19 protein-coding genes are annotated in these 26,245 nt (G+C 66.7%); 10 read left to right on the top strand and 9 right to left on the bottom strand.

What is annotated here, in order from left to right; all coding sequences use genetic code 11:
- Positions 1–164: 164 nt before the first annotated feature.
- The 4 genes from A6A40_RS04875 (at position 165) to A6A40_RS04860 (ending at position 9,505) form a co-directional block, all read left to right on the top strand.
- Positions 165–3,518 carry a transglutaminase family protein gene (locus A6A40_RS04875; RefSeq protein WP_063634388.1) on the top strand — a complete coding sequence of 1,118 codons (3,354 nt, stop codon included), beginning with the start codon at positions 165–167 and terminating at the stop codon, positions 3,516–3,518.
- A gap of 188 nt (positions 3,519–3,706) precedes the next feature.
- Positions 3,707–5,740 (top strand): di-heme-cytochrome C peroxidase, encoded by a 2,034-nt coding sequence (locus A6A40_RS04870; protein ID WP_063634387.1) that lies wholly within the window; start codon positions 3,707–3,709, stop codon positions 5,738–5,740.
- Positions 5,741–6,018: 278 nt separating this feature from the next.
- Positions 6,019–8,574, top strand: coding sequence for a circularly permuted type 2 ATP-grasp protein (locus A6A40_RS04865; protein WP_063634386.1), 2,556 nt, complete (start codon positions 6,019–6,021; stop codon positions 8,572–8,574).
- A gap of 4 nt (positions 8,575–8,578) precedes the next feature.
- Entirely contained in the window at positions 8,579–9,505 is a 927-nt protein-coding gene (locus tag A6A40_RS04860) for a transglutaminase family protein (RefSeq protein WP_063634385.1), read from the top strand.
- Between the two features lie 18 nt (positions 9,506–9,523).
- Here A6A40_RS04860 and A6A40_RS04855 read toward each other — a convergent pair whose 3' ends face one another.
- From A6A40_RS04855 to A6A40_RS04830, 6 genes are all read right to left on the bottom strand, one after another.
- On the bottom strand, positions 9,524–9,904 hold the full coding sequence (locus tag A6A40_RS04855) for a response regulator (RefSeq protein ID WP_063634384.1): 381 nt from the start codon (positions 9,902–9,904) through the stop codon (positions 9,524–9,526).
- Positions 9,897–11,468 carry a sensor histidine kinase gene (locus A6A40_RS04850; protein ID WP_063634383.1) on the bottom strand — a complete coding sequence of 524 codons (1,572 nt, stop codon included), beginning with the start codon at positions 11,466–11,468 and terminating at the stop codon, positions 9,897–9,899. Before A6A40_RS04850 ends, A6A40_RS04855 begins: the two co-directional genes overlap by 8 nt.
- Before the next feature lie 212 nt (positions 11,469–11,680).
- Positions 11,681–13,288 carry a peptide chain release factor 3 gene (locus A6A40_RS04845; protein ID WP_063634382.1) on the bottom strand — a complete coding sequence of 536 codons (1,608 nt, stop codon included), beginning with the start codon at positions 13,286–13,288 and terminating at the stop codon, positions 11,681–11,683.
- 149 nt (positions 13,289–13,437) lie between these two features.
- Positions 13,438–13,680, bottom strand: coding sequence for a phage tail protein (locus A6A40_RS04840; protein ID WP_063634381.1), 243 nt, complete (start codon positions 13,678–13,680; stop codon positions 13,438–13,440).
- Positions 13,681–13,858: 178 nt separating this feature from the next.
- Complete coding sequence (locus A6A40_RS04835; protein WP_063634380.1) at positions 13,859–14,899, bottom strand: aspartate-semialdehyde dehydrogenase; 1,041 nt, start codon at positions 14,897–14,899, stop codon at positions 13,859–13,861.
- 278 nt (positions 14,900–15,177) lie between these two features.
- Positions 15,178–17,676, bottom strand: coding sequence for a glycogen/starch/alpha-glucan phosphorylase (locus tag A6A40_RS04830; protein ID WP_063634379.1), 2,499 nt, complete (start codon positions 17,674–17,676; stop codon positions 15,178–15,180).
- 191 nt (positions 17,677–17,867) lie between these two features.
- Here A6A40_RS04830 and A6A40_RS04825 point away from each other — a divergent pair, with 191 nt between their 5' ends.
- Entirely contained in the window at positions 17,868–18,449 is a 582-nt protein-coding gene (locus A6A40_RS04825; RefSeq protein WP_063634378.1) for a GNAT family N-acetyltransferase, read from the top strand.
- 482 nt (positions 18,450–18,931) lie between these two features.
- Positions 18,932–19,405 carry a sigma-70 family RNA polymerase sigma factor gene (locus tag A6A40_RS04820; protein ID WP_063636123.1) on the top strand — a complete coding sequence of 158 codons (474 nt, stop codon included), beginning with the start codon at positions 18,932–18,934 and terminating at the stop codon, positions 19,403–19,405.
- 94 nt (positions 19,406–19,499) lie between these two features.
- Here the strand turns inward: A6A40_RS04820 and A6A40_RS04815 are convergent, their stop codons facing one another.
- Positions 19,500–20,366, bottom strand: coding sequence for an SDR family oxidoreductase (locus A6A40_RS04815; protein WP_063634377.1), 867 nt, complete (start codon positions 20,364–20,366; stop codon positions 19,500–19,502).
- Between the two features lie 50 nt (positions 20,367–20,416).
- Complete coding sequence (locus A6A40_RS30665; RefSeq protein ID WP_158279277.1) at positions 20,417–20,593, bottom strand: hypothetical protein; 177 nt, start codon at positions 20,591–20,593, stop codon at positions 20,417–20,419.
- Positions 20,594–20,710: 117 nt separating this feature from the next.
- Between A6A40_RS30665 and A6A40_RS04810 the strand changes: the two genes are divergently transcribed.
- Positions 20,711–20,935, top strand: a complete 225-nt coding sequence (locus A6A40_RS04810; RefSeq protein WP_063634376.1) for an anti-sigma factor family protein — start codon at positions 20,711–20,713, stop codon at positions 20,933–20,935.
- A 91-nt stretch (positions 20,936–21,026) separates the two neighbouring features.
- The gene (locus A6A40_RS04805; protein WP_063634375.1) at positions 21,027–22,541 is read left to right on the top strand and encodes a hypothetical protein; all 1,515 of its coding nucleotides are present in this window, start codon (positions 21,027–21,029) and stop codon (positions 22,539–22,541) included.
- 38 nt (positions 22,542–22,579) lie between these two features.
- Here A6A40_RS04805 and A6A40_RS04800 read toward each other — a convergent pair whose 3' ends face one another.
- Positions 22,580–23,935, bottom strand: a complete 1,356-nt coding sequence (locus tag A6A40_RS04800) for a tetratricopeptide repeat protein (protein WP_063634374.1) — start codon at positions 23,933–23,935, stop codon at positions 22,580–22,582.
- A 590-nt stretch (positions 23,936–24,525) separates the two neighbouring features.
- On the opposite strand from A6A40_RS04800, the gene A6A40_RS04795 reads away from it, so the two are divergent.
- Positions 24,526–25,221 (top strand): transglycosylase SLT domain-containing protein, encoded by a 696-nt coding sequence (locus A6A40_RS04795; RefSeq protein WP_063634373.1) that lies wholly within the window; start codon positions 24,526–24,528, stop codon positions 25,219–25,221.
- A 94-nt stretch (positions 25,222–25,315) separates the two neighbouring features.
- Positions 25,316–26,158 carry a 23S rRNA (adenine(2030)-N(6))-methyltransferase RlmJ gene (locus A6A40_RS04790; protein WP_063634372.1) on the top strand — a complete coding sequence of 281 codons (843 nt, stop codon included), beginning with the start codon at positions 25,316–25,318 and terminating at the stop codon, positions 26,156–26,158.
- The last annotated feature ends 87 nt before the right edge of the window (positions 26,159–26,245 follow it).

Below are 26,245 nucleotides of genomic sequence, written 5' to 3'. Positions count from 1 at the left end.
CGCAGCGCGCGTCATCGGCAACTTCGTGACTTTTTCGCAACTGCGGTAGGATCGGATCGGGACCGCCCTGTCGGGGCCGATTTATCGGTGTTACCGTTGCGCTGGCGACCCTGGAGCAAACCAGGGCGCGACCATCATCGAACAGGCATGAGGCGGGGTTTTCCATGGCGATCCACGTCGCGCTGAACCATAAGACGATCTATCGCTACGACCGGCCGGTGTCCCTCGGCCCGCAGATCATCCGCCTGCGCCCGGCGCCCCATTGCCGGACGCCGATCCTCAGCTATTCGCTGAAGGTCACGCCGAAGCAGCATTTCCTGAACTGGCAGCAGGACCCGCAATCCAACTTCCAGGCCCGCTTCGTCTTCCCGGAAAAGACGCGCGAGTTCATCGTCGAGGTCGATCTGGTCGCCGAAATCGCCGCGATCAACCCCTTCGACTTCTTCCTGGAAGAGAAGGCGAGCCATATCCCCTTCGCCTATGAAGACTGGCTGCAGCGCGAGTTGCGCCCCTATCTGGAGACGGAGGAGCCGGGGCCGGAGCTGGCCGCCTATCTGAAGGACATTCCGCGCGGGAAGACGCCGACCATCGATTTCCTGGTCGCGGTGAACCAGCGGCTCCAGCAGGACATCGGCTATGTCATCCGGATGGAGCCCGGCATCCAGAGCTGCGCGGAGACGCTGACCAAGCGCACCGGGTCCTGCCGCGATTCGGCCTGGCTGCTGGTGCAGATCCTGCGCAACCTCGGGCTCGCCGCCCGCTTCGTCTCCGGCTACCTGATCCAGCTGACCGCCGACCAGAAGGCGCTGGACGGCCCGTCCGGCCCGGAAAGCGACTTCACCGACCTCCATGCCTGGACCGAGGTGTTCCTGCCCGGCGCCGGCTGGGTCGGGCTCGACCCCACCTCCGGCCTGCTGGCGGGCGAGGGTCACATCCCGCTGGCCTGCACGCCCGACGCCTCCTCCGCAGCCCCGATCTCGGGCCTCGTCGACGAGGCGGAGGTCGAGTTCGGCCATGAGATGTCGGTCACCCGCATCTACGAGGCGCCGCGCGTCACCAAGCCCTATACGCCCGAGCAATGGGCGGCCATCGAGGCGCTCGGCCACCGGGTGGACGAGGATCTGAAGGTGGAGGACGTCCGCCTGACCATGGGCGGCGAGCCGACCTTCGTCTCCATCGACGACATGGACGGGGCCGAGTGGAACACGACGGCGCTGGGTCCGCAGAAGCGCAAGATGGCCGCCGACCTGATCCACCGGCTGATGGCCCGCTTCGCCCCCGGCGGCCTGCTGCATTTCGGCCAGGGCAAATGGTATCCAGGCGAATCGCTGCCGCGCTGGGCGATGACCCTCTATTGGCGCCGCGACGGCGAGGCGCTGTGGGCCAACAGCGACCTTTTGGCGCGCGAGGACACCGATTACGGCCACACCGCCCAGGATGCCGGCGTCTTCCTGATGGCGCTGGCGAAACGGCTGGGCCTCGACCCCAATCTTGTGCTGGGCGCCTATGAGGACCCCTGGCACTACCTGCGCAAGGAATCGCAGCTTCCCATCAACGTCGATCCGCTGAACAGCAGGCTGGACGACAAGGAGGAGCGCGAGCGGCTGACCCGCGTCTTCACCCGCGGACTGGCGGAACCGGTGGGATTCGTCCTGCCGATCAACCGCCGCATGACCCAGCAGGGGCCGGTCTGGCTGTCCAGCACATGGCCGCTGCGCCAGGAAAAGCTGCTGCTGATCCCCGGCGACAGTCCGGTCGGCTACCGGCTGCCGCTGGGCTCGCTGCCCTGGGTATCCAAGTCCGACTATCCCTATGGCTGGGAGACCGATCCGTTCGAGAATCGCGGCCCTCTGCCCCCGCATCCGGTTCAGCGCCGGCAGGAGATCCGCGGTGCCGTCCAGGACGCCGACCGCGGCGTCCACACCGACAAGCGGATCGCCCAGCGCCAGCGCATCATGGCGGAAATCCGCGACGAACTGCCGGAAGAAGGCAAGTCGGCCTGGTGGGTGGTGCGCACCGCCCTGAGCTGCGAGGCGCGCAACGGCCGCCTGCATTTGTTCATGCCGCCGATGAGCACGCTGGAGGATTATCTGGCGATGCTGGCGGAGATCGAGGCGACCGCGGTCGAGCTTGAGATGCCGGTGGTCATCGAAGGCTACCAGCCGCCGAAGGACCCGCGCCTGAACTCGATGGCCGTCACTCCCGACCCCGGCGTGATCGAGGTGAACATCCACCCCGCCCACAGCTGGGACGATCTGGTCCGCAACACCATCGCGCTCTACGAGGATGCGCGCCAGTCCCGCCTGGGGGCGGAGAAGTTCATGATCGACGGGCGCCATTGCGGCACCGGCGGCGGCAACCATGTGGTGATGGGCGGCGCCACCGCTGCCGACAGCCCCTTCCTGCGCCGGCCCGACCTGCTGCGCAGCCTGATCACCTACTGGCAGAACCACCCTGCCCTGTCCTACGTCTTCTCCGGCCTGTTCATCGGCCCGACCAGCCAGGCCCCGCGTGTGGACGAGGCCCGCGACGACCAGCTCTATGAGCTGGAGATCGCCTTCAACCAGATCGACCAGGCGGCGGCCGGCGGCAATTGCCCGCCCTGGCTGGTGGACCGGGTGCTGCGCAACCTGCTGGTCGACGTGCAGGGCAACACCCACCGGGCGGAGTTCTGCATCGACAAGCTCTATTCGCCCGACAGCTCCACCGGCCGCCTCGGCCTTGTCGAGTTCCGCGCCTTCGAGATGCCGCCGCATGCGGAGATGAGCCTGACCCAGCAGCTTCTGATGCGGGCGCTGGTCGCGCGCTTCTGGAAGCACCCTTACAAGGGCAAGCTGGTGCGCTGGGGCACCGACCTGCATGACCGCTTCATGCTGCCGCATTTCGTCCAGCAGGACATGGCCGACGTGCTGCAGGACCTGCGGGACCACGGTTATCCGCTGGAGGACAGCTGGTTCGCGCCGCATTTCAACTTCCGCTTCCCGGTCTACGGCCATGTCAGCCAGCGCGGCATCACCATGGAACTGCGCATGGCGCTGGAGCCCTGGCATGTCCTGGGCGAGGAGCCGGGAGGCGGCGGCACGGTGCGCTATGTCGACAGCTCGGTCGAGCGGGTGCAGGTCCGCGTCACCGGCCTGATCGACGCCCGCCACGTCATCACCTGCAACGGCCGGCGCGTTCCGCTGATCCCGACCGGGGTGGAGGGCGAGTTCGTCGGCGGCGTGCGGTACCGCGCGTGGCAGCCGCCCTCCTGCCTGCACCCGACGATCCCCGTCCACACCCCGCTGATCTTCGATATCCTCGACAGCTGGGCCGGCCGGTCGATCGGCGGCTGCACCTATCACGTCATGCATCCGGGCGGCCGCAACTACGAGACCTTCCCGGTCAACGCCAACGAGGCGGAAGGGCGCCGTCTGGCCCGTTTCTTCCCCTTCGGCCACACTCCCGGCCCGATGGACATCCCGGCGGAGGAACGCAACCCGCAATTCCCGATGACTCTGGACCTGCGGCGGGGATAGGGCGCCCGCCTCGCTCCCGCCTGAAACCCCATCCCCTCTCCCATCGGAGAGGGGATGCCTGCATGAGCAGCGTGACACCAACTTTTCAGCACAATAACCCGATATTATTTCTCGCAATGAGATTATCGGAATTACCCTTATCGGTCGAAAGGCTATGCGCCACGCCACCGAAAAAGGGAACAACAGGGATGAAGACTCCCGTTTACGCGACCCTGGCCGCCACAGCGCTGCTGCTCGCCTCCTGCGCCGAACCGCCAAAGCCGCCCCGCCCCGTGCCGGTCAAGCCGCCGACCGAGGTCAACGGCCTGTGGTATCTGGACCAGGGCTGGTCGCAGGAGGCCCGCCAGTGGTACTACACCACCACGCAGGGCTCGCAGATCATGCGCTATGACTGGTTCATGGCGCTGGAGGATCCGCAGACCAAGCAGCCCTTCGTCAAGAGCATCACCCGCTACGGCTATCCGGCCAACACGTCGGCCACCTGGAACCCCGATCTGCTGCCGGTCGGCTTCGTCAAGGACACCGATCCCGACAAGACCGAATGGTTCGGCATGACCTGCGCCGCCTGCCACACCGGCGACGTGACGGTGAACGGCAAGACCATGCGCATCGACGGCGCGGTCACCACCGGCGACCTCTACGGCTTCATCAGCGGGCTGAGCAACGCGGTCCACACCACCGTGATCAGCGACGCCGCCTTCCAGCCCTTCGCCACCCGCGTGCTGGGCGCCACCGCCACCGACCAGCAGAAGCTGGCGCTGTACAACGCGCTGAAGGATTTCGACCGCTCCTTCGCCGAATTCGTCGCCGCCAGCACCCCAGACACGCCCTGGGGGCCGATGCGGACCGACGCCTTCGGCATGATCTTCAACCGCGTGTCGGCGATCGACCTGAATCTGCCGAAGAACAACCGCGCGCCGAACGCGCCGGTCAGCTATCCCTATCTGTGGGACGCGCCGCACCAGCCGCGGGTGCAGTGGAACGGCCTGCTGCCGAATGCCACCGCCTTCGACGCGCTGGGCCGCAATGCCGGCGAGGTGCTGGGCGTGTTCGGCAAGGTGACGCTGAAGCCGCCGGCCGACGCCGCGCACTACTATTACAAATCCACGGTCCGCGGCCGCAATCTGGTCGACATGGAAAACCAGCTGCGCAAGCTGCGGTCGCCGGTGTGGCCGGACAGCCTCGCCGGCAACGTCGACATCGTCAAGGCCGCGGCCGGCGAGCCGATCTACAAGGAAAACTGCGAGAGCTGCCACGCGATCCTGCCGCGCGGCGAAACCTACACCACGGCCCCGATCCAGATGGTGCCGCTGTTCAACTGGGCGCAGCCGGACAATGCCGTCGCCGTGGTCACGGCCTTCACCACCATCTGCACCAAGGGCGTCGATGCCGCGGTGGCCGCCAAGATGATCACCGTCAACTACGACGCCGATCCGAAGATGGCGGTCGATGCGCTGTGCCGAAAGGTCGATACCGGCGCCATCGCCAACGTCGCCATGCCGCCTCAGCTGCTCGGCGGCAAACCGCTGGCGAACCCCGACCTTGCCGCCAACCTGCTGTCCAACGCGGTGATAGGCGCCATCCTCGGCGATCTGGTGCGCGAACCGGGCCTGCTGCTCGATCTGCTGAAGGGTGACAACGCCCCGGCGCCGTGGCTGACCGCCAGCGCCCCCGCCAGCTGGTCGCCGGAGTCCCAGGCCAAGGGTGGTACGCTCGACACCACGCCCTTCGTGAAGCCCGGCGCCAAGCAGACCGCCGACCACCAGAAGGTGATCGCCGCCCTGACCGGCCGCGGCCAGACCAAGCCGACCGTCGGCGCCGTCCCGGCCGGCGGCAGCGCGGCAATGGCGCAGACGAAGGCCGCCGCTCCCGCCAAAGCCGTCACGTCCGACGTGGAGGCGCTGGCCGCGACCATCAAGCAGCTGCTGGCCTACAAGGCCCGTCCGCTCGACGGCGTGTGGGCGACGGCGCCCTACATGCACAACGGCTCGGTCCCCAACCTGTATGAGATGCTGCTGCCGGCCTCGCAGCGGTCGGCGGCCTTCCGCATGGGCAGCACCTCCATCGACCCGGTCAAGGTCGGGGTGGATTCCTCGGCGGCGGGCGCCAGCTTCGTCTATGACACGACGAAGCCCGGCAACCGCAACACCGGCCACGAGTTCGGCGCCGGCCTGACCGACGCGCAGCGCTGGCAGCTGCTGGAATATCTGAAGACACTCTGATCGGGACTTTCATCCGCACAGTCCGGCAAGCCGGGGCGTCGCTTCACGCGGCGCTCCGGCTTTTCCTTGCCGGAGGCGACCTGCTCCCGATCGGCCCGCGCCCGAATGGATCGTCACCAACTCTTTCCTCTTTCGGATGGGTCCGCCGGCCGCCGGCCTTGCATCGCATCACGCGGACGTTCAGACTGTTGCTCCGTTCATAGGCAAAAAGCATCAGTCAGACATTGTCCCAGCCAGATCAGCCTTTCCGCGCACCGACGTCCGTGGTCCCGTCGGGGATGCCGCCGGTTCCCTTCACACAGGGATCGCTGTTCGGCGAGGCCGATGCCATCGGCTATGGCTCCGGCCATGTCTATGACGAGATGGTGACCGGCCAGGGTCGGCTGCGGCCGCACTGGCAGACCTTCATGAGCACGCTGGGCCCGCTCGACGCCGAACAGATGGCCGAACGGTGGGAGGAGGCGCGGCGGCTGCTGCACCAGAACGGCGTCACCTACAACATCTACGGCGATCCCAACGGGATGGAGCGGCCATGGCCGCTCGACATGATGCCGCTGCTGCTGCCGGCTCATGAATGGAAGGCCATCGAGTCGGGGCTGATCCAGCGCGCCTCGCTGCTGAACGCCATCCTGACCGATCTCTACGGGCCACAGACGCTGACGCGCTACGGCAGGCTGCCGCCCTCGGTGATCCATGCCGACCCTGGCTTCCGCCGGGCCGTCCATGGCATCCGCGTTCCCAACGACGTCCACCTGCATTTCTACGCGGCCGACCTCGCCCGCGCGCCGGACGGTCGTTGGTGGGTGCTGTCCGACCGCACCCAGGCCCCGAGCGGCAGCGGCTATGCGCTGGAAAACCGCGCGGTCATCGCCAAGGTGCTGCCCGACAGCTTCCGCCATTGCCAGGTGGAGCGGCTGACCGGCTTCTTCGACACCTTCAAGGAGACGCTGCTGTCCCTCGCCCCAAGGGGCAACGGTACGGGCGGCCTGCCCCGCGTGGTCCTTCTGACCCCCGGCCCCTACAACGAGACCTATTTCGAACATGTCTATCTCGCCCGCTACCTCGGCCTGACTCTGGTGGAGGGGGCCGACCTGACGGTGCGCGACCGGACGGTGTTCCTGAAGACCCTGTCGGGTCTGGAGCAGGTGGACGTGATCCTGCGCCGGCTCGACGCCGACTTCGCCGATCCGCTGGAACTGCGCGCCGACAGTTCGCTGGGCGTGGCCGGGCTGATCGAGGCAGTGCGCGCCGGCACTGTGGTGATGGCGAACGCGCTGGGCTCCGGCCTGATGGAATCGATGGCGATGAAGTCGTCGCTGCCGACGCTCTGCCGCCATCTGCTGGGGGAGGAGCTGCGCCTGCCCGGCGTCGCCAGCTGGTGGTGCGGCAACGATGCGGAGCGCGCCTACGTCATCGACCATCTCGACGGTCTGGTCGTCAAGCCGGCCTTCCCGTCCCTGTCCTTCGAACCGATCTTCGGCGCCCAGCTGTCGGCCGGCGAGCGGTCGGCCCTGATCGAGCGGATCAAGCGCCGTCCCTGGTATTTCGTGGCGCAGGAACAGATGGCGCTGTCCACTGCCCCGGTCTGGCAGGATGGCCGGTTGCAGCCGCGCCCGCTGGTGCTGCGCGTCTTCCTCTGCGCCACCCCCAGCGGCGGCTATGCCGTCATGCCCGGCGGGCTGACCCGCGTGTCCAGCGAATCCGGCCGGCTGGTGGTGTCGATGCAGAGCGGCGGCGGCAGCAAGGACACCTGGATCCTGGCGCCGCGGCGCGCCGACGTCTCCTCCACCCAGCCGCGGCCGGCCTTGGCGACGGAACCGACGGCCAGCGGCGCCCGTCCGTCCGCCAACGATCTGCCCAGCCGCGTCGCCGACGGCCTCTATTGGCTCGGCCGCTATGCGGAACGGGCGGAGGGGGCGCTGCGCCTGCTGCGTGCGACGCAGAGCCGGCTGATCGACAGCAACATGCCCGGCGCCACCCTGCAGGTCCGCCCGCTGCTCGATCTCCTCAGCTCCCTGGGAATGATCCCGGCCGATATGGCGCATGTGACGGAAAGTGGCGCCAACCGAGGCCTGCGCGAGGCGCTGCACGCGGCGGTGAACGACCCGGACCACCCCAACAGCCTGCGCGCCCAGGTTCTGCGCCTTCACCGCACCGCCTATTCGGTACGCGACCGCCTGTCGATGGACATGTGGCGGGTGGTGTCGGCCATCGACCGCCAGACCCAGCCGCCGAAGGGACGGATGGACCCGGCGTCGCTCCTGCTGCGGCTGGACGACGTGATGATCACGCTGGCCGCCTTCTCCGGATTGGAGCAGGAAAGCATGACCAGGGGCGCCGGCTGGCGCTTCCTCGACATCGGACGGCGCATCGAACGCTCCCTCCACATGATCGCGCTGATGCGCGGCGTCCATGTCGCCGACCTCGACCGCCTGGACGAACCGATGCAGGCAGCCACCCTGGCCGTCCTGCTGGAGCTGGGCGAAAGCGTCATGACCTACCGCGCCCGCCATCTGACCAGCGTCCAGCGCAGCTCCGTGCTCGACCTGCTGCTGGGAGAGGAGGCGAACCCCCGCGCGCTTGCCTTCCAATTGGCCGCGCTGGACCGGCATCTGCGGGCACTGCCCAACCAAGGCGTCGGCACAGGCACCGATCCCACCGGCGGGGCGCTGGCCATCGTCGCCGCCGCCCGCAACGGGCTGGAGCGGACCGACGCTCTGGCCTCCGGCGATGCGCTGCGGGCGCTGCTGGACACGCTGGCGATGTCGCTGCCGGACGTGTCGAATTTCCTGGCGCACGCCTATTTCAGCCATGCCTTCGCACGATCGGCCTGACCCGATGACCTCCTCCACCCCGCTTCCCGGCAGCAGCGGCACCTCCACCCGCTACCGCGTGCGCCATGCCACCTCGTACGACTATGGCGAGGATGTGCCGATCTCCCACCACCTGCTGCACCTGACCGCCCGCCCGCACCCGCGTCAACGCATCCGGCGCAGCCTGCTGACCATCGATCCGGTCCCGGCGGTGCGGTCGGACCGGGTGGACTATTTCGGCAACACTGTCACCTATGTCGCCGTGCAGGAACCGCACCGGACCTTCTCGGTCATTGCCGAAAGCGAGGTGGAGGTGTTCGAGCCGCCGGCACTGGCACCCGGCGATTCGGCTCCGTGGGAGCATGTGCGCGACAGCCTGCGCGGCCTGTCCGGACCGGATGACGGGGCGGAGATCACGCAATACTGCTTCGACAGTGCTCTTGTCGCATCCAGCCCGGAGTTGTTGGACTATGCACGGGGAAGCTACTCCCCCGGCCGTCCGGCCGTCGCCGCCGCCATCGACCTGATGAACCGCATCAACCGGGACTTCGCTTTCGACCCGACGGCCACGACGGTCGCCACGCCGTTGGCGGCGGTGATGCGCAACCGCCGCGGCGTCTGCCAGGATTTCGCCCACATCGCCGTCGGCTGCGCGCGTGCCATGGGGCTGCCTGCCCGCTATGTGTCGGGATATCTGCGCACCCTGCCCCCGCCGGGCCGGCCGCGGCTGGTGGGCGCGGATGTCAGCCATGCCTGGGCATCGGTCTGGTGCGGGGCTGCCGCCGGATGGCTGGACATCTGCCCCACCAATGCCTGCATCGCCAACCGCGACTTCATCACCATCGCCTGGGGCCGCGACTATGACGATGTCAGCCCGGCGCGCGGCGTCCTCGTCGGCGGGGCCGGCCATGGCCTGACGGTCAGCGTCGACGTCGAGCCGCTGGCGGACTGAGCCGCGCCGCCGTCCCGCTCACGCCTCCTGCGGCAGGCCGAGCATGCGGTGGAGAGTCTGGCAGATGATGCGCGGGTTCACCGGTTTGCTGAGGATCTCCAGCGGCTTCCAGCGCTCATGCTTCAGGTCGCTGTCCTCCGTCAGATAGCCGGTCATCACCACCACCGGCAACGCGGCATCGCGATTGCGGATTTCGCGGATCAGGGTCTGGCCGTCCATGCGCGGCATGCGCAGATCGGTCACCAGAGCATGAACCTGCTCACTGGCATAGTGCTCCAGCGCCTCCGCCCCATTGGCGGCGACGGTGACACGGAAGCCCTTGAGCGACAGGAAATCCTCCAGCGCCATCGCCGCGAGGACTTCGTCCTCCGCGATCAGGATGTGTAATGGATCATGCATGCGACAGCTCCCTGTCGGAGGAGGAAACCGGCTGGCTGGGCAGGGTTATGGTGAAGCGGACGCCACGGCGTGCGCCCTCCAGATCGATGTTGCGGGCATCGATGCGGCCACCCATGCCGTCGATGATACCGTAACCGATCGACAGGCCAAGTCCCGACCCCTTGCCGACCTCCTTGGTCGTGAAGAAGGGATCGAAGATCTGGGGCAGAACCGACGGGTCGATGCCGCCACCGTCGTCCGTCACCTGGATGGCGACGGTCTGTCCATCGGCCTCGTCGCAGACCGCCACCATGATGCGTCCCGCCTCCCGGCCGGTTGCACGAAGAGCGATGATCGCATCGCGCGCGTTCGAGAAAAGGTTGAGGATCACCTGCTCCAATTCAAGTGGACGCCCGGTCACCGGGAGTTGCGCCGACGTGGCACTCTCTATGATCTCGATGTCTTCCAAAGCATACTGGTGACGCACCAATTCCACCGCGCTCTGGACACAATGGGCGGGGGCGAAGGCCTGCATGCCGCCACCGTCGCGGCGGCCGAAGGTACGGACATGGTCGATCAGCCTGGCCATGCGGTCGGTCTGCTCGATCACCAGGGTCAGCGACCGTTCGGCCCGTTGGGTCTCCAGCAGATTGTCGTGCAGACGGGACAGCATGTTCTCCGTCCACAGGCGGATGACGTTCAGCGGCTGGCTCATCTCATGCGCCATGCCCGCGGCCAGCGTGCCCAGGGTCGCCAGCTTGGAGGTCTGGATCACCTCCGCCTGAAGACGCTTGCGCTCGGTCACGTCGCGGCCGCTGCCGAGGATCTGAACGACGCGGCCGGCGGCATCCTTCACCGGAACCAGCATGGTGTGGAAGACCCGCTGGCCGACCGGCAGGTCCAGGGTCTCTTCGTAATCGATGCTCTCGCCCCCGTCGCGGCAGGCGGTGTAGCGGGGGATGATCGAATCAGCCACCTCCGGCCCCAGCGCATCCCTGACGCGCCGGTCACGCAGTCCTTCCGGGTCCAGACCGGTGGCCCGCGCCAGCGCCGGGTTGATGGCCTCGAAGGCGAAATCGCCATCCGGCAACACCTGGACGATGAACAGCGACTCGGCGAGATTGTTGAAGAAGCTGGAATAGCGCATTTCCATCTGGCGACGGATGGCGATCTCCTGCTGAAGCGCGCGGTTGGTCGCCTCCAACTCCTTCGGGCTCGGCAGGGTGAGAAGGCGCGGCATCAGCCACCACAGCGCCGCAGCGGTCGCCAGCGACGCGAACGCGGTGATCACCTTGACCAGCCCCTCCAGCACATAGTCGGGGCTCCACAGCGTCCAGACGCCAAGGAAATGGGTGGTGCCGCAGGCGATGATGAAAAGGGCGAACAGAAGCGCCACCCAGCCGAACTCGACGTCGCGCCGGCGCATGACGAAATAGACCAGCGCCACCGGGATGGAGAAATAGGACAGGCCGATGAGCATGTCCGAAGCGACATGCAGCGCCAGAATGTCGGGCCGCCACAACAGGCAGACGCCATGCGGCACCAAGCCGCTGGTGTCCAGAAGTTCGTCCAATCCCCACGCCATGACCGCCTCATTTCCGACCCTGCCCGTCCGACGGAGGCCGTTTATTACGTGTCGAAACTGTTAAGTGCACTCGCACACGTTCCGACACCGGATCGGCGCCGTCAAGCCGTCCATCCAGCTGGGAAGTCCGGTCCGTGTCTCACTCGACAAAAGAGAACCCGCCCTCGGGGTCAACCGGGGGCGGGCGACAGGAAAGGCGTCTTGTCCGTCAATCAGGCCGCGGTGTGGACCTTGCGGTTCTGTTCGCGCGTCTTCAGGAAGCGCAGCGCCGGAAAATCCTCCTGCGCGCGGTTCAGATGCCAGGCATTGCGGGCCAGGAACACCAGGGCGCCGTCATGGTCTTCCGCCAGCGCCGAGCGGTTCAGCTCGATGAACTTCTCCAGCTGGACCTTGTCGTCGGTCTCGACCCAGCGGGCTGCGTCCAGTCCGGCCCCTTCGAAGCGGGCGGCGATGCCGTATTCCGCCTCGATGCGCGAGGCCAGCACCTCGAACTGCAGCTGACCGACGACGCCGACGACCCAATCGGCGCCGGTCAGCGGCTTGAACACCTGGGAGGCGCCCTCTTCGGCGAAATGCTCCAGCGCCTTGCGCAGGTGCTTCACCCGCATCGGGTCGTCCGGGCGGACTCTCTGCAACAGTTCCGGCGCAAAGCTCGGCACGCCGGTGAAGCGCAGATCCTCGCCCTCGGTCAGCGTGTCGCCAATGCGCAAGGAGCCATGGTTGGGGATGCCCATGATGTCGCCGGGCCAGGCCTCCTCCGCCACCTCGCGGTCGCGGGCGAGGAATAGAACGGCATTGTTCACCGCCATCAGCTTGCCGGAGCGGATGTGCTTCAGCTTGGCGCCACGCTTGTACCGGCCGGAACAGAGGCGCACGAAGGCGATGCGGTCGCGGTGGTTCGGGTCCATGTTGGCCTGGACCTTGAACACGAAGCCGGTGACCTTCTCCTCGTCCGGCTGGACGGTGCGCGGATCGGCCGGCTGCGGACGCGGCGGCGGGGCGTTCTCCGCCAGACCGGACAGCAGCTCGCGCACGCCGAAATTGTTGATGGCGGAGCCGAAATAGATCGGCGTCAGATGGCCGGCGCGATAGGCCTCCAGATCGAAGGCCGGCATCAGGCCGCGCGCCATTTCCACCTCTTCGCGCAGCTTGGCGACGGCATGGGCGGGCAGCAGCTCGTCCAGACGGGGATCGTCGAGGCCGTTGCACTCGATGCCCTCGTCGATCTCGTCGCCCTTGCTGCGGTCCATCAGGATCAGCCGGTCGCGGATCAGGTCGTAGCAACCGAGGAAATCGCGGCCCATGCCGATGGGCCAGCTGGCCGGCGTGACCTCCAGCGCCAGCGCGCTCTCGATCTCGGAGATCAGGTCGAAGGGATCGCGCGCCTCGCGGTCCATCTTGTTGCAGAAGGTCATGATCGGCACGTCGCGCAGACGGCAGACCTCGAACAGCTTCAGCGTCTGCGCCTCGATGCCCTTGGCGCCGTCGATCACCATCACCGCGCTGTCGACCGCGGTCAGCGTGCGATAGGTGTCCTCGGAGAAATCCTCGTGGCCCGGCGTGTCGAGAAGGTTGAAGGTCCGCCCTTCATAATCGAAGGTCATGACCGAGGCCGTCACCGAGATGCCGCGCTCGCGCTCCACCTTCATCCAGTCGGACTTGGCGCGCCGCTGCTCGCCGCGCGCCTTGACGGCGCCGGCCATCTGGATGGCGCCGCCGAACAGCAGCAGCTTTTCGGTGAGCGTGGTCTTACCGGCGTCGGGGTGCGCGATGATGGCGAAGGTCCGACGGCGGGAGACGGCGTCCTGAAGTTCGGACATGCGCGGGGTCCCGTGACAAGAGAAGGTGATCGTGAGAACGGCGAAAGGGCCGACAGGCGAAACACGCCCATCGGCCCCCGTCGATTAGATAGCAGCAGCGTCAGGCGGATTCCAGAGCGTTCCGCCCGTCCGGTCCCGGCAAAGGCCCGTCAGGGCCGCGGCGGATAATAGCCGTTGTAGCAGATGACATAGTGGAGGCTGGGTAGCGGCTCCTTGCCCTTCAGGTTCGGCAGGCCGAAGGTCGTCTTGCCGTCGCCGCCATATTGGGTTCCGATCAGGGTGAAGAGCGCTTGATACTTCGCAATGGGGACGAGGCTGCCATCGCAGGGCAGAAAGTTTTCGGGGACATAGCTGCAGGCAAGCAGAATGATGTCGCTGATCAGATATTCCAAGATCGCCTCTCGTTCCGGTTCGACGGCGACCGACTTGCCGGTTACCCCGGCCGGTCAGAAGCCCTGTCAAAACCATACGAGACGCGCAATAAATTGAGTGCAACCGGGAAATTAAAACCGGACGCATGCATTTGAAGAATTCTGCGGGACGGAGAGCCGCCCCGCAGAATGAAACCAGTCAGAGAGCCAGCTCGGCGATCTGCACCGCGTTGAGGGCGGCACCCTTCAGCAGCTGATCGCCGCAGACGAACAGGTCGAGGCCATGATCGCCGAAGACGATGTTGTTGCGGATGCGACCGACCTCGACATCATACTGGCCGGTGGCGTTCAGCGGCATCGGATAGGCGCCGTTGGCGGGATCGTCCACCACCTTCACGCCGGCGGCATCGGCCAGGACGGCGCGGGCAGCGTCCGGCGTAACCGGCTGGATGGTCTCCAGCGTGATGGCTTCGGAGTGGGCGCGGTAGGTCGGAATACGGACGGCGGTGCAGCTGACCGGCAGATCCGGAACCTCCATGATCTTCCGCGTCTCCCACGTCACCTTCATCTCCTCCTTCGTGTAGCCGTTCTCCTGGAAGGCGTCGATCTGGGGGATCAGGTTGAAGGGGATCGGGTGGCGGAACACGCTGTTGGTGACCGGCTTGCCATCCAGCTGGTTGCGCGTCTGCTCCTCCAGCTCGGCCATGCCCTCGGCGCCGGCGCCGCTGGTGGCCTGATAGGTGGAGACGATGGCGCGCTTGATGCCGAAGGCCTTGTGCAGCGGGCCGAGCGCCACGACGGCGATGGCCGTGGTGCAGTTCGGGTTGGCGATCAGGCGCGACCCGGCGGCGTACGCCTCGCGGAAGACGTGGGCGTTGATTTCCGGAACGATCAGCGGGATGTCGGCGTCGTAGCGGAAGGCGGAGCTGTTGTCGATCACCAGCGCACCGGCCGACGCCAGATCCTTGGCATGCGCCTTGGCGAAGTCACCCGACACCGCCAGCAGGACAACGTCATAGCCCTTCACCACCGCGGCGTCGAAGGCCTTCAGGGTCAGGGCGCCATAGGGGGTATCCTGCACCTTGCCGGCGGACCGCTCGGAAGCGAACAGGCCGAGTTCGGCGACCGGGAAGTTGCGGTCGTGCAGGACCTTGACCATCTCGCGGCCGACGGCGCCGGTGGCGCCGACCACGGCGACGCGGAGGGACTTGGAGGAAGCGGAGGCGTTGCTGCTGCTCATGGCGGGGTTCCGTCCTGTCTATCGCACTGTTGATCGGACCGGCCTATCGGTCGTTCGGACAGCGGACCCCGGATACGACGAGGCCCCGTCCGTTGTCCGGCGGGGCCTGCCTCGTGGAAGAAACGCTGGTCGATCCGATCAGCACGCACCACGACGCTTCCCGCCGAAGCGAGTCGCTTTTTTGGTCGTAGTGGTGGTGATGGCCTTGCGGTTCATGGCGCCTTCATATCCGAATGCGCAGACATTGTAAAGCGCCTGCGCATTCGCCTGATCGAAGATTACCGGAACCCTTCGCCGTCATGGTTCGGATGCACCGGGTGTACGTCCCAGATCTCCCCGGCATACTCGTTGACCGTACGGTCGGACGAGAACCAGCCCATGTTGGCGGTGTTCAGGATGGCCTTGCGGGTCCATTCCTCCGAATCGCGGTACAGCTGCATCGCCGCATCCTGGGCCCGGCAATAGTCGGCGAAGTCCGCCGTCACCAGGAAATGGTCGCCACCGTCGGTCAGCGCTTGGACGATGGGATGGTAGCGGTTGCGGTCGTCCGGCGAGAAGGCGCCGGTGGAGATCATGTCGAGCGCCCGCTTCAGGCTGGGGTTCGAGGCGATCACCTCGCGCGGGTTGAAGCCGCCGCTGGCGCGCAGGTCGTTCACCTCGTCGGCGGTCATGCCGAAGATGAAGATGTTGTCCGGCCCGACATGCTCGCGGATCTCGACGTTGGCGCCGTCCAGCGTGCCGATAGTCAGCGCACCGTTGAGCGCCAGCTTCATGTTGCCGGTGCCCGACGCCTCCATGCCGGCGGTGGAGATCTGCTCCGACAGGTCGGCGGCCGGGATGATGATCTCGGCGGCGGTGACGTTGTAGTTCGGCAGCAGCACGACCTTCAGGTTGTCGTGCACCGACGGGTCGTGGTTCACCACCTTGGCGACGTCGTTGATCAGTTTGATGATCAGCTTGGCCATATGGTAGGACGGCGCCGCCTTGCCGGCGAACACCTTGGTCACCGGGACCCAGCTGACCGTCGGATTGTCGCGCATCTCATTGTACAGCGCGATGGTGTGCAGGACGTTCAGCAGCTGGCGCTTGTATTCGTGCATGCGCTTGACCTGGACGTCGAAGATGCTGTCCACCAGCACCTCCTCGCCGGTCTGGCGGGTGATATAGGCGGCAAGGCGTTTCTTGTTCTTGCGTTTGGCCCGGCGGAACTCCTCACGGAACACCACGTCGTCGGCCTTCTCGCGCAGCGCCGCGATCTGCGACAGGTCGGAGATCCAGCCCTCGCCGATTCGCGTGGTGATCAGTTCGGACAGGGCCGGGTTGGCCTGCTTCAGCCAGCGGCGCGGAGTGATGCCGTTGGTCTTGTTGTTGATGCGGTCCGGGAACTCCTGGTGGAAGTCCGCGAACACCGTCTGCTTCATCAACTCGGTGTGCAGGGCCGACACACCGTTGACCTTGTGCGAGCCGAGAAAGGCCAGGTTGCCCATGCGCACGCGCCGTTCGCCGCGCTCGTCGATCAGCGACAACCGCGACAGCTTGGCATTGTCGCCATCGGCCCGCGCCTTGGTGCGGTTCAGGAACTTGGCGTTGATCTCGTAGATGATCTGCATGTGGCGCGGCAGCACCCGCTCGATCATCCGCACCGGCCAGGCTTCCAGCGCCTCAGGCAGCAGGGTGTGGTTGGTGTAGGCGAAGGTGGCGCGCGTGATCTCCCACGCATTGTCCCAGCGCAGGGCGTGCTGGTCGACCAGCAGGCGCATCAACTCGGCGATGCCGATGGCCGGATGGGTGTCGTTCAGCTGGATCGCCGCCTTGTTGGGCAGGTTGTCGAATGTCGTGTGGTGCTGCAGGTAACGGCGCAGGATGTCCTGCAGCGAGGCGGAGGTGAAGAAATACTCCTGCTTCAGCCGCAGCTCCTTGCCGGTCTCCGTCGCGTCGTTGGGATAGAGGACGCGGCTGAGATTCTCCGACAGGATCTTCTGCTCGACCGCCTTCATATAGGCGCCGTCGTTGAAGTGGCCGAAGTTGAAGTCGCGGGTGGCGCGGGCCGACCACAGGCGCAGCGTGTTGATCGTCTCGCCGCCGAAACCGACGACCGGCGTGTCATAGGCCATCGCCAGCACGCGGTCGGCATCGACCCAGCGATAGGCACGCTCGCCGACGCTGTCGCGGAACTCCTCGACACGGCCATAGAACTGGACCGGGTAGAGCACCTCCGGACGGGCGAATTCCCACGGATTGCCGAACTGCAGCCACTGTTCCGGATATTCGACCTGCCACCCATTCTCGAACCGCTGCTCGAACAGGCCGAACTCGTAGCGGATGCCATAGCCGTATCCGGGCAGCCCCTGCGACGCCATGCTGTCCAGGAAGCAGGCGGCGAGACGGCCGAGGCCGCCGTTGCCGAGCGCCGCGTCCGGCTCGGCGTCGACCACATCCTCCATCGACAGGCCAAGGCGGTCGAGCGCCTGACGGCATTCATCCACGATGCCCAGGTTCGACAGGCTGTTGGTCAGCAGACGCCCGATCAGGAATTCCAGGGAAAGATAATAAACGCGCTTGGCGTCTTCCTGATAATAGCTGCGCGTCGTGTCCATCCAACGGTCGACGACGCGGTCGCGCACGGCCAGGGCCACGGTGTGGAACCAGTCGCGGCGGGTGGCGGCGCGGGCATCCTTGCCGACCGAATAGACAAGCCATTCCAGGAACGACCGTTTCAGGCCGTCGACATCCAGGCTGCGGCGTTCGATGTCGCGAGATTTAAACCGAGCGTCCATGTCCTGACTTTCTGCTTGAAAGGCCAATGGGAGCGGGCGGCTGGAAGGACAGCGCTCCAACAGGGGGCCGACATGGTGAGAAGTTTCGGCGCTGTTGGTTAAACAAAGCTTTCCCCAGGCGGACCATACCGTCGTTTCACTGTGGCAAAAGGGAGTAGAGTGGCACCCCCCTCCCTTTCTTCCCATCAACGATGCGTCACGAAATCGATCCTGTCCACTGCGATGCAGCATTCATCGTCATCCGCCGCGCCAGGGCGGCCGACATACCCGCGCTGTTGGCGATCGAGGAGCAGAGCTTCGCGACCGACCGGATGACATGGCGCAACTTCCGCTATGCGATCCTGAAAGCAAAAGGTGTGGTCCTTGTGGCCGAGCGCCAAGAGGGAGACCGGCCGAAGAACTGGCCGGAGAACTGGCAGGGCGACAGCTCCGCCGGCTGCCCATCCGGTGCAGGGAACCGGCCGGTGGCCTATGGCGTGCTCGGCTTTCATGCCGGAACCCCTTTCGCCCGCCTCACTTCCTTCGCCGTGGAACCGGCCAGCCGCAGCCGGGGCATCGCCCGCCGCCTGCTGTCGGCGCTTGAGGATGCCGCAGCGGCCCATGGCTGCGCCGGGCTGCGGTTGGAAGTCAGGGCGGACAACATGGCGGCGATCGCCCTCTATAGCGCCGCCGGCTACCGCCGCTTCGCCGTCTACCCAGCCTATTACGAGGACGACATGACGGCGCTGCGCCTGGAAAAGCCGCTCACCGCGCGTTTCCCGGCCACATCCTGACTGTTGCGATCCGGCACCGTTCGGCGCGTTCGATGGTGGTAAGACCGGCAACCGGAACCGCGACCGGAATCGCCGCGATCTGCCCCCGATGTCACTCTTTCCGATTCCGGCGGTGGAACATACGCGGCGGACAGCGCGTTTAGCTCCCGACACGATCAACGACGGGCAACAACGGGACCGCCTCAATGACGCCACCGCCGACCGGATCGTTCCGCGACATCCCGCTGGGATTGCCCAAGAGATTGCCCAAGAGATTGCTGGCCGGGCTCCCATGACGGGCCGGCAGATGGCATCCCCCCAGGCCGCCGCACGCCGCAAGACCTGAAAAGCAGCATCGATCCTCAGCCTTTCGAACCGGCAGCGCCCCGCTCGCGCGCCGGAACACCAAACGCCGTCCCTGCTTTGCGCCCCGCCGCCGATAGAAGGGCGCCGCCGTTCGACCGGCCGGCCGGGACGAACAGACCGTGGAGGAAGGAATGACCATGGCGTACTCGTTCGAAAACGAACTGATCCGCTGCATGCCGAACCTGCAGCGCTATGCCTGCAAACTGACCCGCGACGCCAACGCCGCAGAGGACCTGCTGCAGGACTGCATGGCCCGAGCCCTTTCGCGCCAACATCGTTTCGAACCGGGCACAAATATGCAGGCTTGGTTGACCACCATGCTGAAGAACCTGCATTTCAACAACCTGCAGCGCGACCGCCATGTGACGAAGGTGGAGCTGTGGGACGGCGCCATGTCCGTCGATGCGGCTCAGATGTCGCGTCTGGTCTTCCGCGACGTCGACCGCGCCTTCTCCTCTCTCACTCCCAGCCAGCGCAAGGTGGTCAAGCTGGTCGCCATCGAAGGCCGGCCCTATCAGGAGGCGGCGGAAACGCTGAATGTCTCCATCGGCACCATTCGCTCCCGCCTGTGCCGCGCGCGGGAACGGCTGAACACTCTGATGACCGCCTGATTCCGGCGGGCATACGCCATCAAGGGACGGACCCGCTGCGCCCCAAGGACGCAGCGGGCGTTTTTGTTGCCTGGGGGAGATGGCCCGATGAGCGTCAGCCGTTCACCACCGTGCCGCCGTTCGGGTGCAGGACCTGGCCCGACATATAAGAAGAGTCGTCCGACGCCAGGAAGACGAAACACGGCGCCACCTCGTCGGGTTGGCCGGCCCGCTTCATCGGGACGTTGCCGCCGAAAGTCACCACCTTTTCCTCGTCGAAGGTTGAGGGGATCAGCGGCGTCCAGATCGGACCGGGCGCCACCGCGTTGACGCGGATGCCGCGGTCGGCCAGCGCCATCGACAGCGACCGGGTGAAGGCGACGATTGCGCCCTTGGTCGCCGAATAGTCCAGCAGTTCCGGATTTCCCTTATAGGCGGTGACCGAGGTGGTGTTGATGATGCAGGCGCCTTCGTGCATGTGCGGCAGGGCAGCCTTCACCATGAAGAACTGGCCGAAGATGTTGGTGCGGAAGGTGCGCTCCAGCTGTTCGGCGGTGATGTCCTCGATCGACGTCTGCGGATGCTGTTCGGCCGCATTGTTGACCAGAATGTCGATGCGGCCATGCTCGCCGATCATGCTCTCCACCGCCTTGCGGCAGGTTTCCTCCTGACCGACGTCACCGCCCAGGATGGTGCAGGGCTGCCCCTCCGCCTCCACCAGCCGGCGGGTCTCGCGGGCGTCCTCGTCCTCGTTCAGGTACAGAATTCCGACCTTGGCGCCTTCGCGGGCGTACAGCACGGCAATGGAGCGGCCGATTCCGCTGTCTCCGCCGGTGATCAGCGCCACCTTGTCCTGCAGCTTGCCGCTGCCGCGATAGCCGGGCCGGGTTTCGGATGGCTGTGGGTCCATCGGAGCCTGATGGCCGGGCCGGCTGTCCTGGTGCTGCGGCGGTTGCCTGCTCTCCTGCTGAGCCACGGGCATTCTCCTTCGACTGTCCCCACCTCGGGGCGCGGATGGGATGCGTTGCACGATCACAACAGCCGCGATTGCATCGCGTTCCGCCCGTCGCCGGCTGGAACAATCAGCGACACCGGCCTGTTACTTGGCCGGGCGACGCGAAAGAGGATGGCGATGCCGGATTGCTCGCCTCGAAAGGGAGCGGTGATCGCGCCGTTTGTCGGACTGGTATGGCCGAGGATCATGCCCATAAGATCGGGCAGGCGTCCTTTCGGCCGATCTTTCCGGAAACGGCAGAGCGACCGGACGTGTCACGGTTGATCGTGTCCCAGGGGAAAACCCCGGCGACCCATCCGGGAACGACAGAGATGAAGCGTGTGACGATGACCGATATCAACGCCTATCTGGACGGCGCCCTCGACGAACGGGAGCGCGCGGCATTCGAAAGCGTGGTCGAAAGCGATCCCGACGCGAAGGCGCTGCTTGCCCAGCATCGCCAGCATGTGGAGGAACTTCATCGCCTGTATGACCCGGTCCTGAAGGAAGAGGTGCCGCCGCGCATGCTGGAGCTGCTGCGCAAGCGGAAAGGCTGAGGCGTCGCGATTTTCCTCTCCGTCCCGCGCCGCCATGCGCTATGGGATGCGCTGACGCTCCCTTCGGGGGCCCGGTTCGGACGGATGAGGCATGACGCGCAGACGAGCGGAGCCGAGCATCCTGCTCGGCCCCATCCTGTATTTCCGTGGTGAACAGCGCGACCGCTGGTGGCTGTCGGCGCTGTTCGTACTGGATGGGGAGGTCGAGCCCGACGACCTGCGGGTGGACGGCGTCACCCTGCCGGTTCCCCCGCGCCACCTGACCGTCTGGCGCCGCCGCCATGTCTGGCGCTTCGACTTCGCCGTCCCCCGCGGCATGCGCGACACCGATGTCGCCTACGGCTTTCCCGACGGCGCCAGATGGACGGTGATCGTTCCGGGCCGTCATTCATCCCCACGTATGGCGATTCTATACGGAAGCGGAATCAATGTGCCGACAAGTGGCACCGAATCGTCGGATGATGGGGCGCCGCTGCCGTCCGCCGCGCTCTGGCCCGATCTTCTCGCCGGACATTCCACCGACCGCTATCACCTCTTGATCCAGGCCGGCGGACAGGTCGATGGCGACGCCGTGGTGGCGGCCGCCCCGCAGGCGGCCTCCCTTCTGGGCGACGCCTCCCGCCGGCTCGGTCCGCCCCTGCCCGGCGTGACGGAGGAACTGCTGACAGCCGGCTTCGATAGGATGCTGCGCGGGTGGAGCGGTGCCGCGGCGGCAACCGTGCTCGCCTCGATCCCGTCGGTGATGATGTGGGATGGCTCCGACCTTGGCCGGCTGCTGGCAGGCGCCTGGGGTGGCCGGGAGGACGGCGACTCAGCGTCGCGCAGCCTGCGCCCGCTGCTGGTGGCGACTCGCCGGCAGACCCTGCTGTTTCAAACCGGCTCCGTCGCGGATTCGCCGCCAGACTGCCTGTGGGGAGCAGCCTGCGGAACCCTGGCGCAGGGCTTCATCATGGGAGAGGCCGGGTTGCTGGCGCTCGACCTGTGGACCGACCGCAATGCCCGCCGCATCCTGTCGGAGCGGGACTGGAGCCTGCTGCCGGACTGGCTCGACCGCTTCGCCGGCTGTCGGCACCTGATCCTGGTCAGCGGTGCGCCGCTGTTGGCCCCCGGAAGCGTCGCGTTCGACCGGCTGGGCGCAGTGCTGCCGGCTCCGCTGCAACGCCGGCTGGTGCGGCGGGCGGGCGATCATTGGAACGCGCCGGCCCGCCATGCCGAGTGGCAACGGATGCTGCGCACCCTCGCCGAATTTTCCCGGCGGAGCGGATGCCGCATCACCGTGGCGTCGCGCGGCGTTTCGGGCGCTGGCGGCCGGGGGGTGCTGCGGGGCGGCGGGCTGGAGATGTGGCAGCTCTATGTCCCGCGATTCACCGCCTCTCCCTCGACCGCAGCCCGGCCGGGCTGGCGTGCCCGGCTGGCGGAGCCGCTGGCGACCCGGCCGGATCACCCTCTGCCCGCCCACAGGTTCGAGATGCCGCCCTTCGTCGACGGCGGCCGGCGCCTGCTGCACGGTCCGGGATGGATCGCCTGCAGCTTCGATGGCAAGGGCCAACTCCATGCCCGCTGGCGCCTGCCCGCCGATGCCGGCCGCTACGTCCAGGCCATCTGAACCGAGCCCATTTCAACCGATTTGGCCGGAAATGCGCGTCACCCTGTTTGGCTTGACGCCACACGCTCAAGGACGAACAGCAGTCCGGAAACCGGCAGGCCCTTTTCCCGTCGGGGCGTGCAGGGTTCCATCAGGCACACGGCGAAACCGGCCTCCTCGGCGCTGCGGCGGACATAAGCCTCGGCATGGGCATAGCGGCGGGTGGCACCGAGAGCGAACTCCAGCGCCGACTCGGCCGGCAGGCGCTCCACCGTGGCGGCGAAGTGGCCTCCCCGGGACAAGGCAAGGGCGGCAGCGGCGAAGACCGGGGCGAGGTCGCCGATATAGACCAGCACATCGGCGGCGACCAGCAGGTCCCAGCCGCCGGGGGAGCGCTCCATCACCTCCACCACGTCGCCGACGCCGAGGTCATCGTAAAGACCACGCTGCCGCGCCTTCTCCACCATGCGCGGCGACAGGTCGACGCCGGCCAGATGCGCCGCCAGCGGCTTGAAGGTGACGCCCGCCAGACCGGTGCCGCAGCCGAGATCGAGAATCCGCAGGCCAGCCGTCCCCGGCACCGCGCGATCCACCGCCGCCCGCAGCAGGTCCGGCGCCGCATAGCCGAGCCTGCCGACGAGATCCTGATCGAAGCGATCGGCATAGCGGTCGAACAGGGCGCGGACATAGGCGGCCGACAGGTCGGCGCCCGCACCCGCCTCCAGGGCCGCGATCAGCCGCTCGATGGGAGCAACCTCCTCCCCCTCGGCGGCATCGCGCGCATGGCGGAGCGCGGACATAGCCTTCGCCGGTTCGCGCAGTGCCAGCCAGCAGCGGCCCAGCGCATGGTGGACCGCCGCGTCATCCTGATGACGCCGCCCCAGCGGCTGCAGCAGCTCCACCGCCGCCAGCGCATCGCCCGTCATGGTCAGCGCCTCGGCCAGCGCCAGCGCGGCGTCGCGGTCGTTCGGGCGCAGGGCCAACGCTTCCCGGAACTCCTCCAGCGCCTCCTCATGCCGGCCCGACGCGGACAGGCAATGGGCAAGCCCGAGTCGCACCGCAGCCGAATCGCTCCGCTCGCTGGCCAGCACACTATATAGAGCATGCGCAGCATCGATTTCGCCGCATTGCCGCAGGGCGTCGGCCAGCATCAGCCGCCATGTCCAAGTGGCGGGATCCAGCAACACGGCGCGCCGGTAGCAGACAGCCGTCCGCTCGACCAGGCCCGCTCCGCCGCAGGCGTCGGCCAGCGCCGCCCAGGCTTCGCCGCTCGCCGGACCGGCGGCGGCCGCCATCCGAAATCCACGGGCTGCACCGGTGAAATCCCCGGCATAGAGCCGCTCATAACCGAAGCGGAACAGTTGATCGAGGTCGGGAGCGGGCGATGCTCCGCCGAAGGACGGGTCCGCGGACAAGGGGATGATTTCCTTTGAGGTCGGGCCTGCACGACCGGATACCCCGGTCCGTGAGGCTCGGTTTCCGCCTGCCGCGAACCGCCAGCGATCAGCCTGGGACGGCAGCCTCGAACCCGGCCCGCCCGAGTCCAGGGAAACAAGGCGGCGGATTTTACTGCCCCAACATGCTGCGCTGCGCAAGGGGGTCGCGAAAATCATCTGGACGTGTGATTCCGGCGACACGCGGTCGCAGTAGCCCCTTTTTCATCGCCTGCACGGAAGACAGACCGAGACCATCGCGGCACCCCTTCCGATTTCGCCGGCAAATGTGGCGATTCAAAGGCTTAAGCCTGCATCCGAATGGCCTAGGCCGTCGGCCCGACACCCCTGCGTGACGTCCGAGGGAGGAAAGCTGTGGTATTACCAGGGTGCAAGGCGGTTGACGATGGATCAAATTTTTGGAAGTGTGGCCGCGGCGCCCGATTGGGAGGCGTCGAACATCTGGGTAGGAGGCGGTCGCCGTAAGCGACTCGGTGACCGGAACAACGGCCCCGCGCGGGGGGTCAAACAGCCGCCGTTGAACACGGGGCGACAGCAGAAGGAGGTTTGGGATGCGGGGACGAAATCAGCGCGTATGCGCCACAGCGGGTGGACGCTTCGCACTGGCTGCGGGACTGCTGACGGCCCCTCTGGTGGCGCTGACGATGGCGAACCCCGCCCAGGCCCAGTCCGCGACTCCGTCGCTCACCAAGGAGAGCTGCGTCACCCACGCAGTGGAAGCCGAACAGAAGCTGGGCATTCCGTCCGGGATGCTGGTGGCCATCGCCCTGGTCGAAAGCGGACAGGACGGCGCGCCGCATCCCTTCGCGATGAGCGTTCAAGGCCGTCCCTACTACGCCCGCAACGTCAACGACGCCGCCCGGCACCTTCGCGACCACCGCGGACAGCTTCGCTCCAACACCTTTGTCGGTTGCATGCAGCTCTCCGTCGCCTCGCACCGCGGTGAGTTCCAGCCGGTCGAAAGGATCGTTGAACCGCGCGACAACGTCTTCTACGCCGGACAGCTGTTGGTTCGCTTCCATGGCGAGGAAGGCAACTGGAAAACCGCATTGGCCCGCTACAATGGCGGTTCGGGCCGCCGCGCCCAGGCCTATGTCTGCAAGATTTGGCAGAGCCTGTCAGAACTGGATGAGCGGAGCGCCAAGCTGCTCGCCTCCTCCCGGTGCGAAGACACCGATCCCATCAGCGTCGCCCCCGGCACCCGCCGCAGTTTCCGCAATGCCCAGCAGGTCGCTGCGATCAACTGACCTGCGCCTCGAATCGCGCACCTGTTCCCCATATCTGCACGAGCGCCGCCATGACCGCTGGCATGAAGCGGCGTGATCGGGTAAACCCCGGCGCATGAACTATCGCCACATCTTCCATGCCGGCAATCCGGCCGACGTGATGAAGCACGCCGTTCTGGCGCTGATCCTGGATCATCTGCGCGCCAAACCGGCGCCCTTCTGCGTTCTCGACACCCATGCCGGCATCGGACGCTACGACCTGACTTCCGAGCAGGCCCGCAAGACCGCCGAAAGTGACGACGGCATCGGCCGCCTGTGGAGACAGCCGCCCGCCCAGCCGGGGCTTGCGCCCTATCTGGATGCCGTGCAGGCGCTGAATCCGGACGGGACCTTGCGCTGGTATCCCGGTTCTCCCCGCATCGCCCGCGCCGCCTTGCGCCCACAGGACCGCATGGTCCTGGTTGAGCTGCATCCCGAAGACGCCCACAGCCTGAAGGCGGAGTTCGCCGGTGACCGCACCGTGTCCGTTCACCAGTCCGACGCCTACACCGCGCTGAAGGCGCATTTGCCGCCCAAGGAGAAGCGCGGGCTCGTCCTGATCGATCCCCCCTTCGAACAGCCGGACGAATTCGCCCGCATGGCCGAAGGGCTGGCCCTTGCGCATCGCCGCTGGTCCACCGGCATCTTCGCCCTTTGGTATCCGATCAAGGAGCGGGCCGCGGTCTGGCGGTTCCAGGACGCGGTGGAAAAGACCGGAATCCCCAAGGTGCTGATCGCCGAGCTGACATGGCATCCGGAGGACACCCATCTGCGCCTGAACGGCTCCGGCCTGCTGATCGTCAACCCGCCCTGGAAGCTTGACGAGACGCTGCGTGACTTGCTGCCGGCCCTGCACGACGCCCTGCCCTCCACCGGCGGCGGTGCGTCGGTGAGTTGGCTGACGCCTGAGGCGTCCTGACCTGGCAGGGCCGGACAGGTCGTTGTCGACGCACGGGGCACAGAAAAAGCCCCGGTTCTTGCGGACCGGGGTTCAGGTCAGGATGGA

This window comes from Azospirillum humicireducens, from assembly GCF_001639105.2.
Taxonomy (GTDB): Bacteria; Pseudomonadota; Alphaproteobacteria; order Azospirillales; family Azospirillaceae; genus Azospirillum; species Azospirillum humicireducens.
The sequence above is the reverse complement of the archived record's forward strand: the minus strand, read 5'-3'. Positions and strand labels throughout refer to the sequence as shown.

Bases quoted from the DNA above. Each gene is read 5' to 3' on its own strand.
- A6A40_RS04835 (WP_063634380.1), bottom strand. From the start codon at position 14,899: ATGAGCAGCAGCAACGCCTCCGCTTCCTCCAAGTCCCTCCGCGTCGCC.
- A6A40_RS04855 (WP_063634384.1), bottom strand. From the start codon at position 9,904: ATGCATGATCCATTACACATCCTGATCGCGGAGGACGAAGTCCTCGCG.
- A6A40_RS04845 (WP_063634382.1), bottom strand. From the start codon at position 13,288: ATGTCCGAACTTCAGGACGCCGTCTCCCGCCGTCGGACCTTCGCCATC.
- A6A40_RS04830 (WP_063634379.1), bottom strand. From the start codon at position 17,676: ATGGACGCTCGGTTTAAATCTCGCGACATCGAACGCCGCAGCCTGGAT.
- A6A40_RS04825 (WP_063634378.1), top strand. From the start codon at position 17,868: ATGCGTCACGAAATCGATCCTGTCCACTGCGATGCAGCATTCATCGTC.
- A6A40_RS04875 (WP_063634388.1), top strand. From the start codon at position 165: ATGGCGATCCACGTCGCGCTGAACCATAAGACGATCTATCGCTACGAC.
- A6A40_RS04850 (WP_063634383.1), bottom strand. From the start codon at position 11,468: ATGGCGTGGGGATTGGACGAACTTCTGGACACCAGCGGCTTGGTGCCG.
- A6A40_RS04820 (WP_063636123.1), top strand. From the start codon at position 18,932: ATGGCGTACTCGTTCGAAAACGAACTGATCCGCTGCATGCCGAACCTG.
- A6A40_RS04805 (WP_063634375.1), top strand. From the start codon at position 21,027: ATGACGCGCAGACGAGCGGAGCCGAGCATCCTGCTCGGCCCCATCCTG.
- A6A40_RS30665 (WP_158279277.1), bottom strand. From the start codon at position 20,593: ATGGGCATGATCCTCGGCCATACCAGTCCGACAAACGGCGCGATCACC.
- A6A40_RS04810 (WP_063634376.1), top strand. From the start codon at position 20,711: ATGAAGCGTGTGACGATGACCGATATCAACGCCTATCTGGACGGCGCC.
- A6A40_RS04860 (WP_063634385.1), top strand. From the start codon at position 8,579: ATGACCTCCTCCACCCCGCTTCCCGGCAGCAGCGGCACCTCCACCCGC.
- A6A40_RS04815 (WP_063634377.1), bottom strand. From the start codon at position 20,366: ATGCCCGTGGCTCAGCAGGAGAGCAGGCAACCGCCGCAGCACCAGGAC.
- A6A40_RS04865 (WP_063634386.1), top strand. From the start codon at position 6,019: ATGCCGCCGGTTCCCTTCACACAGGGATCGCTGTTCGGCGAGGCCGAT.
- A6A40_RS04790 (WP_063634372.1), top strand. From the start codon at position 25,316: ATGAACTATCGCCACATCTTCCATGCCGGCAATCCGGCCGACGTGATG.
- A6A40_RS04870 (WP_063634387.1), top strand. From the start codon at position 3,707: ATGAAGACTCCCGTTTACGCGACCCTGGCCGCCACAGCGCTGCTGCTC.
- A6A40_RS04795 (WP_063634373.1), top strand. From the start codon at position 24,526: ATGCGGGGACGAAATCAGCGCGTATGCGCCACAGCGGGTGGACGCTTC.